13 protein-coding genes are annotated in these 16,837 nt (G+C 74.4%); 5 read left to right on the forward strand and 8 right to left on the reverse strand.

What is annotated here, in order from left to right; translation table 11 throughout:
• Positions 1 to 66 precede the first annotated feature (66 nt).
• Positions 67 to 1,416 carry an MBL fold metallo-hydrolase RNA specificity domain-containing protein gene (locus ACWCYY_RS37770; RefSeq protein ID WP_449798615.1) on the reverse strand — a complete coding sequence of 450 codons (1,350 nt, stop codon included), beginning with the start codon at positions 1,414 to 1,416 and terminating at the stop codon, positions 67 to 69.
• Between the two features lie 227 nt (positions 1,417 to 1,643).
• On the opposite strand from ACWCYY_RS37770, the gene ACWCYY_RS37775 reads away from it, so the two are divergent.
• The gene (locus ACWCYY_RS37775) at positions 1,644 to 2,339 is read left to right on the forward strand and encodes a CBS domain-containing protein (protein WP_449798616.1); all 696 of its coding nucleotides are present in this window, start codon (positions 1,644 to 1,646) and stop codon (positions 2,337 to 2,339) included.
• Positions 2,340 to 2,458: 119 nt separating this feature from the next.
• Here ACWCYY_RS37775 and ACWCYY_RS37780 read toward each other — a convergent pair whose 3' ends face one another.
• The 3 genes from ACWCYY_RS37780 to ACWCYY_RS37790 form a co-directional block, all read right to left on the reverse strand.
• Positions 2,459 to 2,785 (reverse strand): hypothetical protein, encoded by a 327-nt coding sequence (locus tag ACWCYY_RS37780; protein ID WP_449798617.1) that lies wholly within the window; start codon positions 2,783 to 2,785, stop codon positions 2,459 to 2,461.
• Positions 2,786 to 2,918: 133 nt separating this feature from the next.
• A complete protein-coding gene (locus ACWCYY_RS37785) occupies positions 2,919 to 3,785 on the reverse strand; it encodes a universal stress protein (RefSeq protein ID WP_345285135.1) in 867 nt (288 codons plus the stop codon).
• A complete protein-coding gene (locus ACWCYY_RS37790) occupies positions 3,782 to 6,463 on the reverse strand; it encodes a cation-translocating P-type ATPase (RefSeq protein ID WP_449798618.1) in 2,682 nt (893 codons plus the stop codon). The genes ACWCYY_RS37785 and ACWCYY_RS37790 overlap by 4 nt, the downstream gene beginning before the upstream one ends.
• Before the next feature lie 290 nt (positions 6,464 to 6,753).
• Between ACWCYY_RS37790 and ACWCYY_RS37795 the strand changes: the two genes are divergently transcribed.
• Positions 6,754 to 7,677 (forward strand): ABC transporter ATP-binding protein, encoded by a 924-nt coding sequence (locus ACWCYY_RS37795; protein WP_449798619.1) that lies wholly within the window; start codon positions 6,754 to 6,756, stop codon positions 7,675 to 7,677.
• Positions 7,674 to 8,492 (forward strand): ABC transporter permease subunit, encoded by an 819-nt coding sequence (locus ACWCYY_RS37800; RefSeq protein ID WP_449798620.1) that lies wholly within the window; start codon positions 7,674 to 7,676, stop codon positions 8,490 to 8,492. Before ACWCYY_RS37795 ends, ACWCYY_RS37800 begins: the two co-directional genes overlap by 4 nt.
• 355 nt (positions 8,493 to 8,847) lie before the next feature.
• Here the strand turns inward: ACWCYY_RS37800 and ACWCYY_RS37805 are convergent, their stop codons facing one another.
• The 4 genes from ACWCYY_RS37805 to ACWCYY_RS37820 form a co-directional block, all read right to left on the reverse strand.
• A complete protein-coding gene (locus ACWCYY_RS37805; protein ID WP_449798621.1) occupies positions 8,848 to 10,260 on the reverse strand; it encodes an EF-hand domain-containing protein in 1,413 nt (470 codons plus the stop codon).
• A gap of 622 nt (positions 10,261 to 10,882) precedes the next feature.
• Positions 10,883 to 11,419, reverse strand: coding sequence for a flavodoxin family protein (locus ACWCYY_RS37810; protein ID WP_449798622.1), 537 nt, complete (start codon positions 11,417 to 11,419; stop codon positions 10,883 to 10,885).
• 58 nt (positions 11,420 to 11,477) lie between these two features.
• Positions 11,478 to 12,356: a universal stress protein gene (locus ACWCYY_RS37815; protein ID WP_449798623.1), complete on the reverse strand. Its 879-nt coding sequence runs from the start codon at positions 12,354 to 12,356 to the stop codon at positions 11,478 to 11,480.
• Between the two features lie 33 nt (positions 12,357 to 12,389).
• Positions 12,390 to 13,079: a pyridoxamine 5'-phosphate oxidase family protein gene (locus ACWCYY_RS37820; protein WP_449798624.1), complete on the reverse strand. Its 690-nt coding sequence runs from the start codon at positions 13,077 to 13,079 to the stop codon at positions 12,390 to 12,392.
• A 203-nt stretch (positions 13,080 to 13,282) separates the two neighbouring features.
• Here ACWCYY_RS37820 and ACWCYY_RS37825 point away from each other — a divergent pair, with 203 nt between their 5' ends.
• Both ACWCYY_RS37825 and ACWCYY_RS37830 read left to right on the forward strand, forming a co-directional pair.
• Positions 13,283 to 16,021 (forward strand): bifunctional acetate--CoA ligase family protein/GNAT family N-acetyltransferase, encoded by a 2,739-nt coding sequence (locus ACWCYY_RS37825; protein ID WP_380149593.1) that lies wholly within the window; start codon positions 13,283 to 13,285, stop codon positions 16,019 to 16,021.
• Positions 16,018 to 16,692: a CBS domain-containing protein gene (locus ACWCYY_RS37830; RefSeq protein WP_345285120.1), complete on the forward strand. Its 675-nt coding sequence runs from the start codon at positions 16,018 to 16,020 to the stop codon at positions 16,690 to 16,692. The genes ACWCYY_RS37825 and ACWCYY_RS37830 overlap by 4 nt, the downstream gene beginning before the upstream one ends.
• The last annotated feature ends 145 nt before the right edge of the window (positions 16,693 to 16,837 follow it).

Below are 16,837 nucleotides of genomic sequence, written 5' to 3' on the forward strand. Positions count from 1 at the left end.
CCAACACGTGCAGGCCCCTCCCGGACGGCGCCTGACGCCGCCGTGACGGAGCGTCGGACTGAGCCGTCAGCGCACGAGTACCCGCTCGCCGGGCCGGGGGACGACGGCGGTCCAGCCGAGCTCCCGGTCGATCCGGTCCCGTAGCGCCCGGGAGCCTTCGGGTTCGCCGTGCACCAGGTAGGTGGCACTGGGCGGCGGGGCCTGGCGCAGCCAGTCGATGATCTCGGCGGCGTCGGCGTGGGCGGAGAAGGCGGGCACGTTGACCACCTCGGCACGGACCGGGACGTAGCCGCCGTACATCTTCAACACCCTTGCGCCGTCGACCAGATCGCGGGCGCGGGTGCCGGCGGCGGCGTAGCCGACCACGATGACGGTGTTGCGGGGGTCGGGGAGCAGTCGGCCGAGGTGGTGGACGACGCGGCCGCCGGTGGCCATCCCAGAGGCGGAGACCAGGACCGACGGTGCGTCGGAGTCCGCCAGGGCGAGGGACTCCTGGAGGGAGCGGATCAGGGTGAACGGCTCGGGGCTCAGCGCTCGCTCGCCCGCCGCCAGCGCCTCGGGGCGCAGCTGGGGCGAGCGGGTGGTGAAGGCCTCGCGGTAGATCTCCAGGGCGGCCAGGGCCATCGGGCTGTCGACGTACACCGGGATGTGGGCGGGCAGGCGGCCGGATGCGCGCAGTTCGGCGAGCTGGTGCAGGACCACCTCGGTGCGGTCGACGGCGAAGGAGGGGATGACGACGGTGCCGCGGCGGGCGAGGGTGCGTTCGATCGCGGTGGCGAAGCGCTCGCGGGCGGCGGTCTCCTCGTGCTGACGGTTGCCGTAGGTGGACTCCATCAGCAGCACGTCGGCGCCGGTGAACGGCTCGGGCGGGCGCAGGAGTGGGTGGACGGGGCGGCCGAGGTCGCCGCTGACGGCCAGGGTGTGGCCGTCCTCCAGGGTGAGGTGGACCCAGGCGGAGCCGAGGATGTGGCCGCCGTGGTGCAGGCGCAGCACCGTGCCGCCGGTGATCTCGACATCGGTGTCCAGGGCGACCGGGTCGAGCATGGCGATGGCGCGTTCGGCGTCCTGCTCGTCGTAGAGGGGGACGGCGGGGCGGTGCTTGGACCAGCCGCCCCGGTTGGCGCGGTCGGCGTCCTCCTGCTGGAGGTGGGCGCTGTCGCGGAGGACCAGTTCGGCCAGGCGGGCGGTGTCCCGGGTGGTGAGCACCGGGCCGCGGAAGCCGTCCTTGACCAGCCGGGGCAGGTAGCCGCAGTGGTCCAGGTGGGCGTGGGTGAGCACGACGGCGTCGATGTCGGCCGCATCCAGCGGCAACGGGCGGCGGTTGCGGCGGCGCAGGTCGGCCAGGCCCTGGTAGAGGCCGCAGTCGATCATCACCCGCGAGCGGTCGGTCTCCAGCAGGAACTTGCTGCCGGTCACCGTGCCGACCCCGCCGAGGAACGTCAACAGCCCTGGACGAGCTGTGGATTGAGGAGCGTTCGAGTCCATGTCCGTCCTCCTGCCGTGTCCCCCGCCCTCTCATCGTGCGCCCTGCCGTTGCCGGGTGTCCTGGGCCGTTCCGGCCCGCTGGGCAGGTCCGAACGGCCCTGTCCCGGGCCGCGCTCACGGGGCCACTCTGAGGACACCGACCCGAGGAGTTGAGGACAATGCAGCACCGCACCGTCGGCGACGTGATGACCCGTGAGGTCGTCACCGCCGGGCCGGACACCCCGTTCAAGGAGGTCGCGGGCCTGTTCCACCGCAACGACATCACGGCGGTCCCGGTCCTCGACGACCAGGACCGGCCGCTCGGCATGGTCTCCGAGGCGGACCTGCTCCGCAAGGAGGCCGTACTCCCCGACCCCGACGGGCACTCGCCCGGCCGCTGGCTGAACCCCGGCGACCGCGCCCGGGCCGAGGCCGAGACCGCCGGCGGACTGATGACCAGCCCCGCCGTCACCGCCCGCCCCGGCTGGTCGGTGCCCGAGGCCGCCCGCGCCATGGACAAGTACCGCATCAAGCGCCTGCCGGTGGTGGACGAGGCCGGCCGGCTGATCGGCATCGTCAGCCGACGCGACCTGCTCCAGGTCTTCCTGCGCCACGACGCCGCCATCCGCGAGGAGATCAACCACGACGTCCTGGGCGCCACCCTGTGGCTGGCCGCCGACGCGGTCCGAGCCGACGTCACCGACGGCGTGGTCACCCTGACCGGACGCCTCCCCCGCCGCAGCCTGATCCCGGTCGCCGAACGGCTCTGCCGCGCGGTGGACGGCGTCGTCGCGGTCCACCACACGCTCGACTGGGCCGAGGACGACACGGGTCAGCGGTTCGAGCAGCCGCGGGCCTACCGTCCGCGTGCCTGATCCCCCGGGGCCGGCACTGCCGGGCCTACCGCGCGCCAGGGCGTAGGCCCGGCCGTCGACGCCGCCACCTGGTCGGGGAGCGCCACGGCATCGCTTCCCGACCGGGCGCTGATCGGTCGTCAGGAGAAGATGACGGAGCGCAGCTTGAGTCGGCTTCCGAGCTTCTTGCCGGGGTTCATGACGTAGTAGGTGTCGCCGCCGCAGTCGGAGTCGAGGAAGACGGTGGCCGTGGCGTCGGTGAAGTTCCTCGGGGAGTGGGCGGGGCTCTCCTCGGTGGCGCCGTCGAGGTTGAGGCAGATGCCGCTGGTGGGGTCGGGGAGCACCGCCCCGACTCCGGCGGCGGTCTTGTACTCGAAGTCGCCGGAGGCGGCGTTCGCGGGCGACGGGGCGGACAACAGCAGGGCGAAGACGCCCACGGTGGTGACGGCGGCCTGACGAAGGCGCATGGGACTGACCCCTCGGGGTGCAGGTACCTTCCGGTACCGGATGTGCAGTGCGTGATCACCCTAGAAGGATCAAAACCGGAGAAACGTTACCCTTCGGTCATCCCGTCGTGTCGCACCACGGGCCGGCCGTAGCTCACCGCGCCGACGGGACGGTCACCACGGGACTGGTCGCACGGTGGAGCAGCCCGTGCGGGACGGAGCCCAGACGCATGCCGGTGAAGCCGCCCCGGCCGCGGCGGCCGACCACGACGGCGAGCGCGTGTTCGGCTTCCTTGGCGAGTTCCTCGACCGGGTGGCCGACCAGCACCTCGTGGACCACCCGGACGTCCGGGTGGGTGGCGGACAGGCCGGCGGTGCTCTCGTGCAGCAGCCGTCGCCCCTCGCGGAGCGAGAACTCCTCGGCCGCCAGGGCCACGAAGGGAGGCTGCCAGACCCAGATCGCGTGCAGCTCCGCGCCGCGCAGGGCCGCCGCCTGGTAGGCATGCTCCACGGCAGCCACCGACGAGGGGCTGGCGTCCACCCCGACCACCAGGTACGGCGGATCCTGGGTGACGTGCTCGGGTGAACCCACCACCGCGACCGGGCAGTCGGCCTGGGCGCTCACCGGTACGGTGACCGACCGGGCGCTGAGGACCTCCTCGACCCGGGAGAGGTGGCGGGAGCCGAGCACGATCAGCTCGGCGTCGGCGGACTCCCGGCAGAGCAGGTGGGAGGCCGTCCCCTCGCCGAGGGCGATCGAGGTCTCGAGCCCCGGGTGCCTGGCCCGGGCGGTGGCCTCCGCCTTCTCCAGTGCCTCGGCGCCCTGTTCGCGCAGCGCCTGCTGGTACCTGGCCTGCTCGAACGGGCGGTGCAGGGCGGGCTCGGACGGCACCGCGTGCACCAGCCGCAGGGGCAGCCCTCGCCGGCCGGCCTCGTCGGCCGCCCACGCGACGGCCATCGGGGACGGCCGGAGGGAGTCCACGCCCAGGACGACCGGTCGGCGTTCACTGGCGGATGTCATGGCTCCTCCACCGGTCCGGTGGCCGCGCCCTCGGCGGCCCTGTCCTCACGGTAGGCGGGCCCGCGCCGATCCAGCAGGGCCGAGTGGCCCCGGTGCTCCGGGCCGCTCGGCCGGATCCTCCTGGTGGCCACGGCCCGGAGGCTGGCCGCCGCGAAGCCGGTCAGACCCACTGCCGCCGCCACCGCGAGTTCCGCCGTCCCCAGCGGGACGGTGCCCAACAGTCCGTTGAGGAACGGCAGGTAGAGGGCGGCTGCGGCGAGTGCCGCCGAGGCGGCCACCGCCGCCGGGAGGAACGGGTTCTCCCGGGTGAGGACGCGCTCCCTCAGGCCCAGCACCATGCCGAGCTGCGCCGTCAGCAGAGCCAGGAACAGCACGCTCTGCCAGGGCCGTCCGGCCTCCACGGCCCACAGAGCGGCGGCCAGGGAAGCCGCCGTCACCACCGTGCCGAGCAGCAGCACGCCCTGCCACAGGCCGGCCCCGAGCACCTGCTGGCCCGGCGGCCGGGGCGGGCGCCGCATCGCCGCTGGGGAGACCGGTTCGGCACCGGTGGCCACGCCGGTGAGGCCGTGGGTGAGCAGGTTGACCCAGAGGATCTGACCGGCCGTCAGCGGGATCGTCAGGCCGAACAGCGGACCGAGCAGCATCAGCAGGATCTCGGCCGTGCCGCCCGCGAGTCCGTACAGCAGGAAGCGCCGGATGTTGTCGTAGACCCGGCGTCCCTCCTCGACCGCGGCCACCACGGTCGCGAGTTGGTCGTCGGCCAGTACCAGGTCGGCGGCCTGCCGGGCGACCTCGGTGCCGCGCCCGCCCATCGCCACGCCGATGTCGGCCTGCCGCAGCGCGGGGCCGTCGTTGACGCCGTCCCCGGTCATCGCGGTCACCTCTCCGCGGTCCTGCCGGGCCCGCACGATGGCGAGCTTCTGCTCGGGACCGGTGCGGGCGAACACCCGCACCGCGGTCACGTCCGTGACCTCGCCGTCCGCCAACTGCTGCCCGGTCACCACCTCGTGGCCCTCCGCATCGGGCGGCAGCAGGCCGACCCGGACCGCGATGGCGCGAGCGGTGGCCGGATGGTCGCCGGTGATCATCACAGGGACGATCCCCGCCCGGCGGCAGGCGGCCAGGGTCTCGGCCGCTGCCGCCTTCGGCGGGTCGCTGACCGCCACCAGGCCGAGCAGGCACAGCCCGGTCTCCGCGTCGGCCGGGTGGGTGGGGAGCCCGCTGCGCTGCCCGTCGGCGACCGCCAGGACGCGGTAGCCCTCGGCGGCCAGCCCGGCCGCCTCGGCCCGGGCCCGGGCGAGCAGGTCCAGCGGTTCGTCCAGCACCGCCGGGTCCAGGACGGCCTCCGGTGCGCCCTTCAGGCAGACCAGGACAGCGTGCGGATCGAGGTGGTGAAGGGTCGTCATGCGCCTGCGCAGGCTGTCGAACGGCACCTCGCCAGTACGCGGGTGGGTCCTGACCAGGGCGTCCGGGTCGCAGCCCGCCCGGTGGGCTGCCACCAGCAGGGCCGCCTCGGTCGGGTCGCCGAGGGCGGTCCACTCCGCGCCACCCGGGTCGGGCGGGCGCAGCGCGGCGTCGTTGCACAGGGCCGCCGAGCGCAGCAACCGGCGCACCGGGGAGAGCAGTTCGGTTCCGACCGGACTCCCCTGCGCGAGCACCTCGCCGGACGGCCGGTAGCCGTCGCCGTGGATCTCGACCTGTCCGGCCGGGGTCCAGACCCGTTCGGCCACCATCCGACCCTCCGTCAGGGTGCCGGTCTTGTCGGTCGCCAGGACGGTGACCGAGCCGAGGGTCTCGACGGCCGCGAGCCGGCGCACCACGGCCTGCCGGGCGGCCATCCGGCGGGCGCCGAGCGCCAGGGCCAGGGTGACCACGGCGGGCAGCGACTCCGGGACGGCGGCGACCGCGAGGCTGATCGCGGTCACGCCCATCACCTCGGGCGGCTCGCCCCGGGCCAGGCCCAGCGCGAAGACCAGCAGGCACAGCCCGGTGGCCACCGCGGCGATCACCCGGCCCAGTCCGGCGAGCCGCCGCTGGAGCGGGGTGGGCTCCGACCGCGGGTGCAGCAGGGCCGCGATCCGGCCGAGCGCACCCGCCGCGCCGGTCGCGGTGACCACGGCCCGGGCCCGGCCGCGCAGCACCACGGTGCCGGCCTGCAGGACGTCCGATCCGGGCCGGGCCTCCTTCTCCACCGGGACGGACTCACCGGTCAGCATCGACTCGTCCACCAGCAGGGCCGAGGCCTGGACGAGTGCCGCGTCGGCGGGCACGATGTCGCCCTCGCCGAGCACCAGGACGTCGCCCGGGACGACGGTCTCCGGCGGCACCTCGCGCTGTTCGCCCTCGCGCAGCACCCGGGCGGTCGGGGCGGAGAGTGCGGTGAGGGCGGAGACGGCGTGGTCGGCGCGGATCTCCTGGACGACGCCGACCACCGTGTTCACCACGATCACCAGGGCGATGACGGTCGCGTCGGCGTGGTCGCCGATGGCGACGGTCAGGGCCACGGCCGCGAGCAGGACGGTGATCAACGGGTCCCTGAGCTGCGCGGCCACCCGGGCCCACCAGGGCGTCCGTGGAGCGGCCTCGACGCTGTTCGGGCCGAACTCGGCGAGCCGGCGGCGTGCCTGATCCTCGGTCAGGCCACGGGGCACCGGATCGACGGTGGTGGTGACAGGCACGGTGATTCGTCTCCCATCTCGGCGCGCGGGCCACGAGTCGGCGTCGGTGGCGCAGCCGGTCCGCGTAGAGGTTCGGGTCGGGCTCCTCGGTCGTGCGGCGAGCTCCCCCGTGCTCCAGCACAGCCGGTCGGTCACGTTCCGGGCCAGTGCCGAGTGGCCCTGTCCGGTGGGCCGGGCGGCTCTCGCCCGGGCGGCGAGGCCGGAAGCAGAGTGGGTGCTGCCCGGACGGGTATCCCGTCAGCACGACGCCACCGCCGTGCCGGGATCCGCGACCCACCAGGAGGTGCCCGATGACAGGCCCGGCTCCCGCGATCGAACTCGGGGCGCTGACCAAGCACTACGGCCGCACGGTGGGCATCGAGCACCTCGACGTCACGGTCGCGACCGGTGAGGTGTTCGGACTGCTCGGCCCGAACGGGGCCGGCAAGACCACCGTGCTGCGCTGCCTGACCGGGCTGCTGCGGCCCTCCGGGGGCCGGGTACGGGCGCTCGGCCTCGACCCGGTCGCCGACCACCGCCGGCTGGCTCCCTCCCTCGGCTACCTGCCCGGTGAGCTCCGGCTCTACCCCGAGCTGACCGGCCGTCAGACCCTCGACCTGCTGGCCGACCTGCAGCGCGCGCCGACGCCCAGGAGGGCGGAGCTGTGCGAACGGCTCGGGCTCTCCGGGACGGTGCTGGCACGGGCGGTGCGGGAGTACTCCCGGGGCATGAAGCAGAAGATCGGCCTGGTCCAGGCGTTCCAGCACGACCCCGAACTGGTGGTGCTGGACGAGCCGACCGAGGGCCTGGACCCACTGGTCCAGGAGACCTTCTTCGAGCTGCTCGCCGAGGCCCGGGCCGCCGGGCGCACCGTCCTGCTCTCCAGCCACGTCCTGCCGGAGGTCCAACGGGCCTGCGGACGGGTGGCGATCGTCCGGGCGGGCCGGCTCGTCACGGTGCGCGGCGTCGCCGAACTGCGCGAAGCCCGGGCCCGCCGGGTCCGGCTGCTCTTCGCCGACGGGCTGGGCGCGCGGCCGCTCGGCGCGGCCGACCGCTGGCAGCCCGACTGGCAGGGGGACCGGGTCGAGCTGCTGGTGCCACCGTCGGAGGTACCGGACGCGCTGCGCGGCCTGCTGGCCCTGCCGGTGGCCGACCTGACGGTCGAGGAGGCCGGGCTGGACGAGGCCTTCCTCGACCTCTACCGCGAGCCGACCACGCCCGAGGAGGGGTCATGAGAACGCGCCTACCGCTGCTGTGGCTGGCGCTGCACCGGCGCCGTCGGATGCTGGTCGCCCTGGCGCTGGGCATGGTGCTGTTCGAGGCGCTGATCGTGGTGATCACCGGCACCCTCTCCCCGATGCAGCTCTTCGCCGGGGGTGGCAAGACCCCGCCGGGCGCGTTCAAGGCGTTCAGCGGCTCGGCCGGCGAGGTCTCGATCGCCAGCTACCCCGGACTGCTCGGTGCCGGGCTGGTCCACCCGTTCTGGATCGCCATGCAGCTCACCGCGATCGGCTCGCTGGCCGCCGCGGTGGCGGCCGACGTGGAGTCGGGCACCCTGGAACTGCTGATGGTCCGTCCGGTCTCCCGGGCCCGGCTGCTGGGCGAACGGACGGCCGCGCTGCTGCTGGTCACCCTGGCGCTGAACCTGGCGGCCACCCTGACGGTGGCGGCCGGAGTGGCCCTCTCACCGGACCTGCACCGGGAGGTGCCGGTCACCGGGGTGTTCGTGGCCGGGCTGCTGGGTTTCGGCTTCTCCCTCTGCATGACCGGCCCGGCCCTGGCCGTCTCGGCCGTCGCCCGGGGCAGGGCCCAGGTGATCGGCACCGTCATCGCCTTCGGCGCGATCGGCTTCGCCCTCAACTTCGTCGCCCTCGCCTGGTCCCCGGCCTCACCGTTGCGCTACGCCAGTCCGTTCCACTACTACACCCCGGGCGACGCACTCGCCGACGGCACCGTCCCGTGGGCCTCGCTCGCCCTGCTGTGCCTGATCGGCGCGGTCGGGATCGGCGCGGCGTTCGCCCTGCTCGCCCGCCGCGACCTGGCCCGCTGAGGAGGAGGTTCGCGCGAACGGGCAGCGGATGACCGGCGGCTCATCCGAAGGGCGACGTCGAGTCGTCCAGCAGGAGCCTCGGCGAGCCGGTCGGGGGCGACCTCGCGCAGCCGCACGTCGGCGAGCGCTTCCGGCCTGTCGACGTGGACGATCCGCTGGTGCGGCATGGTGTCGGGGCGGCCGTCGACGAGCAGCGCCCCTGGGCCAGGCCGCGATCGGCGGCGGCACGCTGAGCGGGGAGCGGCTGGACCTGCCGACCGTTTCACGGGCGTGGGCCGCCAGGGCCAGGCCGGTCTTCCCGTCAGAACGGTCCACCGCCCACGAGGCGTCGCCCGGGTACACCCGTGGGCGCCGATCACTCGATCGGGGTGAGCCGGGACCCCTGCCCTTCTACTGCGGTCGGCCGGTTCCGTGCCTCCTTCGCGAGGATGTGGGCGCCGAACTGCCAGATCGGGCGCATCCCGGTGTGGAACTCCTCGAACGAGACGCACCCGTCGCCGTCGTCGTACAGCCGCAGGTAGCGGTCGACCTCACCGTCCGGCAGACCCCATCCGAGCAGGAGCAGGCGCAGCTCGAAGGCATCGACGGAGCCGCTCCCATCGAGGTCGAGGCGGTCGAACACCCGGCGGGCGGCACGTTCTGACGAGAGGTCGGGCTTCGCCCGCCTGTCTCCGGACCCCCCGTCCATGCCGTGGGCGCGGTACAGGTGCCGGTAGAACACCTCAAAGGAGACCTCTCCCGCCGCGCCGTAGCGCTCGACGAAGGCGGCCAGGAACGGGCCGGGCCACCGGCTCGTCAGCGCGTCGATCTCGTCCAGGGTGAGCGATCCGCTGCGGTCGGTGCCGAGGGCGTCGAAGAGCGCTCGTGCCCGTCGCCGCTCCGCGCCGTCGCCGTCGTCCGCCTGCGCCTCGTCGGCGGCGATCGAGGCCCAGGCCTGGCGGACCCGCTGGTCGATGAGGGTCTCCCGCCCCTTCTCGCTCACGTACTCGGCGAACTCGGCCGGGGACGGCTTCATGACCGCCCGGTACAGGAGGACGTGCGCGAACACGAAGACGACGAGCAGCAGGTTGCCCGCGAATCCGACCACCGCCGGGATCATCAGGAGGCCGGAGAACATGATCGCGACGGAGTACGCGGACTCCTGGAACAGGCCGAGGAAGTTGAAGAGCCCGATGAACACCCGGCACCAGACGTAGATGTTGAGCACCAGGAAGGTGTTGACCAGCCAGAAGGTCGAGCGCGGTTCGGCGAGTAGGTGCACCGCGCAGAACGCGTGCAGCACGACGACGAACACGTACCCCGGCACCATCACCGCCTTGGCGCCGAAGACCACGGTGATCTGGTAGGCGGCCGTGGGGACGTGCAGGACGAGACCCGCGAGCGCCATCACGACGGCCGGCACCGTGGGGTCGGCGACGAAGTAGGCGGTGACGCCCGCGACCAGCTCCACCACGCCGCCGACCGCGTGGGTGCGGATGGCCAGCCTGCGCCGACGGAGCATCAGGAACTTGGGGTGCGGAGGATGCGTCAGGTGGTAGAGCAGGACGAACACGTTGAAGAAGGCGGCCGCGGCGCACAGGGCGATCCGCTGTCCCTCCTGCGCCGCCCCTCCGTGGAAGTCGAGCAGAACGAGGACCGCCACCGCGGCAGCGACCAGGGGGAACAGGACGAACGCCGCGTACTCGGCGCGCCGGGCCGGCCCCCGAGCGGGTCGGAAGGCTGCTTCGTGGGGTTCGCCGGACGGGGTGGCGATCTGTTCCTGACGCACGCGAACCGCCGATCTACCGAAACGGGCGGCCCGGGGGTCCCGATCGGCGTGGAAGGAGTCACGTCATCGTCCGGCCGGGCGCACGGGCCGGGCAAACCGTCCAAGGTCATTCGAGTGAGGCCCAGGGCCGGCCGGCCCCCGGGGCCGCCGCCCTCCCGGCCCTGTCCGGCGAACCGAGGCACGGAGAAGCTGGAGATGACCGCGCCCGTGGCCCCGTGCCGAGGAGGTGTGCCTGCGCGGCCCAGCCGTCCCGGAATTCCTCGGTCCGGACCACCGGAACGGCGGCGCCCGACCGGTGGACCCGTGTGCGGGCGGCCAGCGTCAGGCGGAGCCCCGAACCGGCGGTGGCCACCTCCAGCCGGAGCAGGCCGTCCCGGTCCGTTCCCTGTCCCACGGCGGCCCAGTGACGGCTGGTCAGCCTCCGGTACCGGGCGACACCGGTCGGCGGCGAACTCCCGCGCGATGGCCGCGCCGATGCCCCGCGCTCCACCGGTCACGACTGCGGATCTCCCGTCCATACGTCCCGTCACACTCTCCTCACCTCCGGGGGGGACTGGTGGTTCCGGCGGTCCCGGGGTGAGTGCTGCCTCCCCGCTGCGACGGGCGGGGCGAAGCTGCTGCGTCAGACCAGGTGGCGGCCCCAGTCCCTGGCCCGGTCCAGTTCGCCGTCGCGCAACGGGCCGACGGAGCCGTGGACCACGAACCCCTCGGGTTCGGCCACCAGGTCGAAGCGGTGGTGTGCCAGGCGGCGGGCGATCCCGCCGGCCGCGCCGCCGCCCCGGGCTTCGCCTCTGGTGTCGAAGGCGGCGGCACGGGAGTCGGGGCCGGCCTCGGGCAGCGCGTGGAACCAGCTGCGCAGGCCGGCGGTCGCGGCCTCCCGGGTGGGGCGGCTGCCCGACGGCGACTGCGGGTCGTGGTCCTTCCGGGCCCCGGGGCTCGTGGCCAGCCTGTGGCTGAGGCCCGAGGACAGGCCGCGCATGTGGGTGGGCCCACCGACGACCAGGAGGTCCGCGGCGCGGGTCACCTCGGGGCTCGCCTCGGAGACCCCCAGGCACCGGACGTCGGCGTCCGGCACCGCCTCGTGGACCCCCTCGGCCACGGCCTCGGCGATCCGGCGGGTGTTGCCGTACATGCTCTCGTAGACGATCACTGCGTGCATGGTCGCTCACCTCTCTGGTGTGCGGCCCGGCCGTTGCCGTGCCGGGCCTGTCGGTCCGTCAGCCGTCCGGGACGACCGCGACCGGGCAGGGCGCGTGGTGGACGGCGGCCTGGGCCACCGAACCGAGGTGGGTCCCGACGGGCACCCGCCGGCTGTGGCGGCCGATCACCAGCAGGTCCGCACCGGAGGCGGCGTCCAGCAGGGTGAGTGCCACCGTGCCCAGCCGTGCCTCCCCCGTGATCGCGAGCTGGGGGTAGCGGCGGTGCCACGGTTGCAGGGCGTCCTCGACCAGGTGCTGCTCGGCCTCTGCGAGTTCCCTTTCCGAGTTTCCGATGGCGGCGAACGCGAGGTAGTCGCTGCCGCTCGGCGGGCTCCAGACGTGGACCACCCGCAGCGGGGCGGACCGTGCTGCGGCGGCCTCGCACGCGAACTCCATCGTCCGCTCGGAAGGGTGACGCACCCTCAGTCCGACCACGACCTCCCGCAAGTCCCGGGCGGCCGGAAGTCCGCTCCCACCGGCCGGCGAGCTGTCGTCCGCCCGGACCAGGACCACGGGGCAGTCGGCCCGGCCGAGGACCTGCCTGCCCACCGAGCCGGTCAGGAAGCCCCGCAGCGCGCCGAGCGCCCGCGAGCCGAGAACCAGCATCGCGGCACCCTGGCCCGCCACCGCCAGGACGGTGACCGGATCGCCCTGGACGTGCCTGTCCGTCACGTCGACCCCGGCGATCCGGCCGCGCAACCCGGCCGCCTCGGCGGCCAGCCGCCGCCTGGCCCACCGGACCGCGTCGTCGCTGCCCAGCACATGACCGCCGTGCCACGGCCAGACCTGGACCAGCTCCACCGGCTGCTGCCGGCGCAGCCCCTCCCGGACGGCCCAGTCGGCCGCTGCCACGCTCTCGGGCGATCCGTCGAATCCGACGACGATCGGTACGTCCATCGGGTACTCCTCGTGTGCTGTCCCGCGCCGCACTCAGCTGTTCGGCAGGCCTCGGGCGCGGATGCGGCGGCCGGTGATCGTGTTCGGTTTGATCCGCAGCCACGTCTCCCGGCTCCCGGCCGGCCAGGGGCGCGGGTCGGCGTGCAGGCCGAGCCACCCCAGGGCCTCCGGTTCGGTCACCTGCTCCGCCCTGCCGGTCAGCAGCACGCTCCAGCCCTGGAGTAGCGCCTCGTCCAGCCGGTCCACCTCGAAGGCGACCCGGCTGCCCGCTGCCCGGGCCAGGACGCTGCCGGCCGCCGTGCGGTAGAGCAGAGTGCCGTCCAGGACGCGGTAGTTGACCGGCAGTGCCAGCGGGCCGTCCGGCGTGGTCAGAGCGAGTCTGCCGACCCCCCGCGGCGAGATCTTGGCCCAGCACTCCCAGGCCGCCAGCTCCTCCAGTACGGGCTCGGCACCCCGCCGAGCCGAACCAGGCGGCGCGGCAGCACTACCGAGCAGGTGACCGACCGAGGTCTCGAGCGCTCCCGCGAGCCTCGTGAGGGCTTCGACCTCGATCGCGGCCGGGCTCGTCTCCAGGTAGTCGAGGTGGTTCACCTCCATGCCGGCCCGCTCCGCCACCCGCTCCCGGCTCATCCCGAGCTGCTCGCGCCTGTGCGCGGCCCTGCGGCCGAGGTCGCCGGGGTGCACCGGCCGGGCCCCGGCCTGCTCTCCGTCCGCCGTGCTCATGGACATCTCCGCCTCCGGTTGCCTGCCCCCGATAGCGGCGTCCCAGCCTCCCCACGCCCTTGATCACCTTCATCGTGCGGCCCGGGCCGTGCCGACGGGAGGGCCGGTCGGCCCCGGCCGCGCAGCCGGTGGGCCCTGTCGCGGAAACCGGATCGGACCCACGGTGGAGACGAGGCCGCGCAAGCCGACGAGAGGAACAGGCGATGTCCACCGCCCCGTACCCGCCCGCCACCACCGAGGCACTGCTGGCCGACGGCAGGACCGCGGTCATCCGTCCGCTCGGCCCGAGCGACCACGACGCCGTGCTGGACCTGCACTCCGTACGGATGTCCGAGGCCAGCCGCCGGATGCGGTTCTTCGGCGCCAGCCGCAACGCCCCCCGACTCGCCACCGACCGGCTGTGCGGTCCGCCCCGGCCCGGCTTCCTGGCCCTGGGGGCCTGGGTGGACGGCGAACTGGCCGGCGAGGCCGACTACGAGAGCGTCGACACCGGCCGGGCCGAGCTCGCCGTGGCCGTCGCCGACACCTGGCAGCACCAAGGGGTCGCCACCCTGCTGATCGAGCACCTGCTGCACGCGGCCCGGGCATCCGGCATCCGCACGATCGAGGCCGACACGATGGCGGGCAACCTGGCCGTCCACCGCGTCCTCTCCGATCTCGGCCTGCCCGTCCACCGGCACGCCGAAGAGGGCGAGATCAAGGTCAGCTTCCCACTCGACGAGAGCGACGAGCACTACCGCACGGCCGTCGACGAGCGCGGCCGGGCCGCGGACGTGGCCAGCCTGACCGCACTGTTGCGCCCCCGCTCGGTCGCCGTCCTCGGCGCCTCGCGCCGGCCCGGCTCGGTCGGCCGCACGGTCCTGCTGAAGATCCGTCAGAGCGGCTTCACCGGCCCGGTCTGGGCGGTCAACCCGCGCGCCGAGGAGGTCGCGGGCGAGCCCGCGTACCCCTCCGTCACCGCCCTGCCGCAGACCCCCGACCTCGCCGTGCTGGCCGTACCGCCCGAGGCGGTGCCGGGCGTGGCCGAGGACTGCGGGCGCGCCGGTGTACGGGCACTGGTGGTGCTCGCCTCCGGACTGGACGCCACACAGGCCCGGCGACTGCTGCACAGCTGCCGCCGGCACTCGATGCGGCTGGTCGGCCCCAACAGCCTGGGCATCGCCCAGACCGACCCTGCGGTGCGGCTCGACGCCGAGTTCGGCGGCGCGTTCCCGGTGCCCGGCAGCGCCGGGGTCGCCGCGCAGTCGGGTGGTGTGGGCATCGCCCTGCTGGAGCGGCTGGCCTGGCTCGGGATCGGGGTCTCCAGCTTCGTCTCGCTCGGCGACAAGTACGACGTCAGCGGCAACGACCTGCTGCAGTGGTGGGAGGACGACCAGCGCACCGACCTGGCACTGCTGCACCTGGAGTCCTTCGGCAACCCCCGCGCCTTCGCCCGCACCGCCCGCCGCGTCACCCGGACGATTCCCGTCCTCACCGTGGACGCCGGCCGCTCGGCGGCCGGGCGGCGCGGCGCCGCCTCGCACACGGCGGCCGCCGCCACCCCGACCGTCACGCGCGAGGCACTGTTCCGGCAGGCCGGCGTCACCGCCACCCGCGGCATCTCCGAACTGGTCGACACCGCAGCCCTGTTGCACTCCCAGCCGCTGCCCGGGCCACGCGGGGCGGTCGCCGTCGTCTCCAACGCGGGCGGCATCGGCATCCTGGCCGCCGACGCCTGCGTCGAAGCGGGACTCAGCGTGCCCCCGCTCCCGGACGACGTCACCGCCGAGCTGGCCGCCCTGCTGCCACCGGCCGCCGGCACCGCCAACCCGGTGGACACCACCGCCGCCATCGGCCCCGCCGAACTCCTGGCGTGCGTCGAGCTGTTGACCCGCAGTCAGGCCGTGGACGCCCTGCTGGTGTGCCTGGTGCCGACCGCTCTCACGCCCGGGGCGGACCAGGACCTGCTGCGGACCCTGCTGGACGGCCCGGCCCGGCGGCGCGTCCCGGTGACAGCCGTCATGCTCAGCCAGGAGATCCCCACCCGCTGCCGTCCCTGCGCGGACGGCGGGCAGCTCCCGTCCTACGCCGATCCGACGGCCGCCGCCCGGGCTCTCGCCCACGCCCTCGACCGGGCCCGGTGGCTGGCCGAGCCGCCCGGGGTCGAGGCGCGGGCCGCCGACTGCGACCCGGACGCGGCCCGTCAATTGGTCGCGGACTTCCTCGCGGCCGAGCCGGACGGCGGCTGGCTCGACCCGGCCCGCACCGCCCGACTCCTGTCCTGCTACCGGCTGCCGCTCACCCCCTCGGTGCTGGCCTCCGACGAAGCCGGCACCATGGCGGCCGCCCGGTCACTGCGCGGCGCGGGCCACGAGGGAAAGGTCGTACTCAAGGCGCACGTGCCCGGCCTGGTCCACAAGAGCGTGAGCGGCGCCGTCCGCACCGGCCTGGCCGACGAGAGTGAAGTGCGCACCGCCTACCGCGAGTTCGCCGAGCGCTTCGGCGACCGGCTCGCCGGGGTGCTGGTGCAGCCGATGGCCGCCCCCGGCCTCGAACTGCTCGCCGGAGTGGTGCAGGACCGGGTGTTCGGCCCGCTGGTGGTCCTGGGCCTGGGCGGTACCGCCACCGAGGTCCTCGACGACCGGGTGGCCCGGCTCGCCCCGCTCACCGAGGCCGACCTCACCACGATGGTCACCGAACTACGCTCCGCCCCGCTGCTGCTGGGCCGCCCCGGCTTCCCCGGCGTCGACCTGACGGCGGTCGGCCGGACACTTGCCGGACTCTCCCGGATGGCCACCGACCTCCCCGAGGTGGCCGAGGCCGACCTCAACCCGTTGATCGCCTCGCCCGACGGCCTGGCCTGCGTGGACGCGCGCGTCCGGCTCCGGCCCGCGGCCGGCTTCGACCCCTACCTACGGCAACTGCGACGCCCGCCCGCCACTCCGACGGAGGAGGAGCGATGAACCACAGCATCCTCGACGGAACCCCGACCGGGCAGCACGGAGCTCACCCCCCGGGCGAGGCACGGGTGGCCGACTGGATGACCCGCCCTGCTGTCGCGGTCACCCCCGACACCGACTTCACCACCGTGCTCGCCGCGATCATCGCCTCGCACCGGGGCATCCTGCCGGTGGTCACCTCCGACAACGAGCCGGTCGGCGTGATCGCCGCCTCCGACCTGCTCACCTCCTACGACCGCACCGACGGCCCTGCGGAGCTGACGGCCCGTGACCTGATGACCACTCCCGCCGTGACCGTGCCGCAGGACTCCACCGTCCTGGTGGCCCTTCGCACCGCACTCTCCCACGCGCTCCACCACCTGCCGGTGGTGGACGAGCACGGCCGGCTGTCCGGCCTCCTCTCCCCGCGCGACCTGCTGGAGTCCCTGCACGCCGACGACGAGGCACTCCGGGCAGAGGTCCTTGCCGCGGTGCTCACCCCCGGCTCCGGGGTCGCTCCGCACAGCCTGAGCGTCAGGTGCGAGCGCGGCCACGTCATCCTCAGCGGACACACCCGCTCGCGCAACGACGCCGCCGCCCTCTGCCTCCAAGTGGCCCGGATCGAGGGCCTGGCCGGCCTGGTCGACCGCCTCTCCTGGGACGACGACGCACCGGACGGTGGTGGGCGCCGGTGACTCCCTCCGCCCGGCCCCCGCGCCCGGACACCGCTGCTCCACGCCCACGGCTACCGGACCGACCTGGCCGAGTGGCATCTCGGCCCGTCCGGCGACGAACTACTGAGCCTGCTGGCCTCCCAGGCCGACCGGCGTTTCGTCGAGA

This window comes from Kitasatospora sp. NPDC001664 (assembly GCF_053596675.1).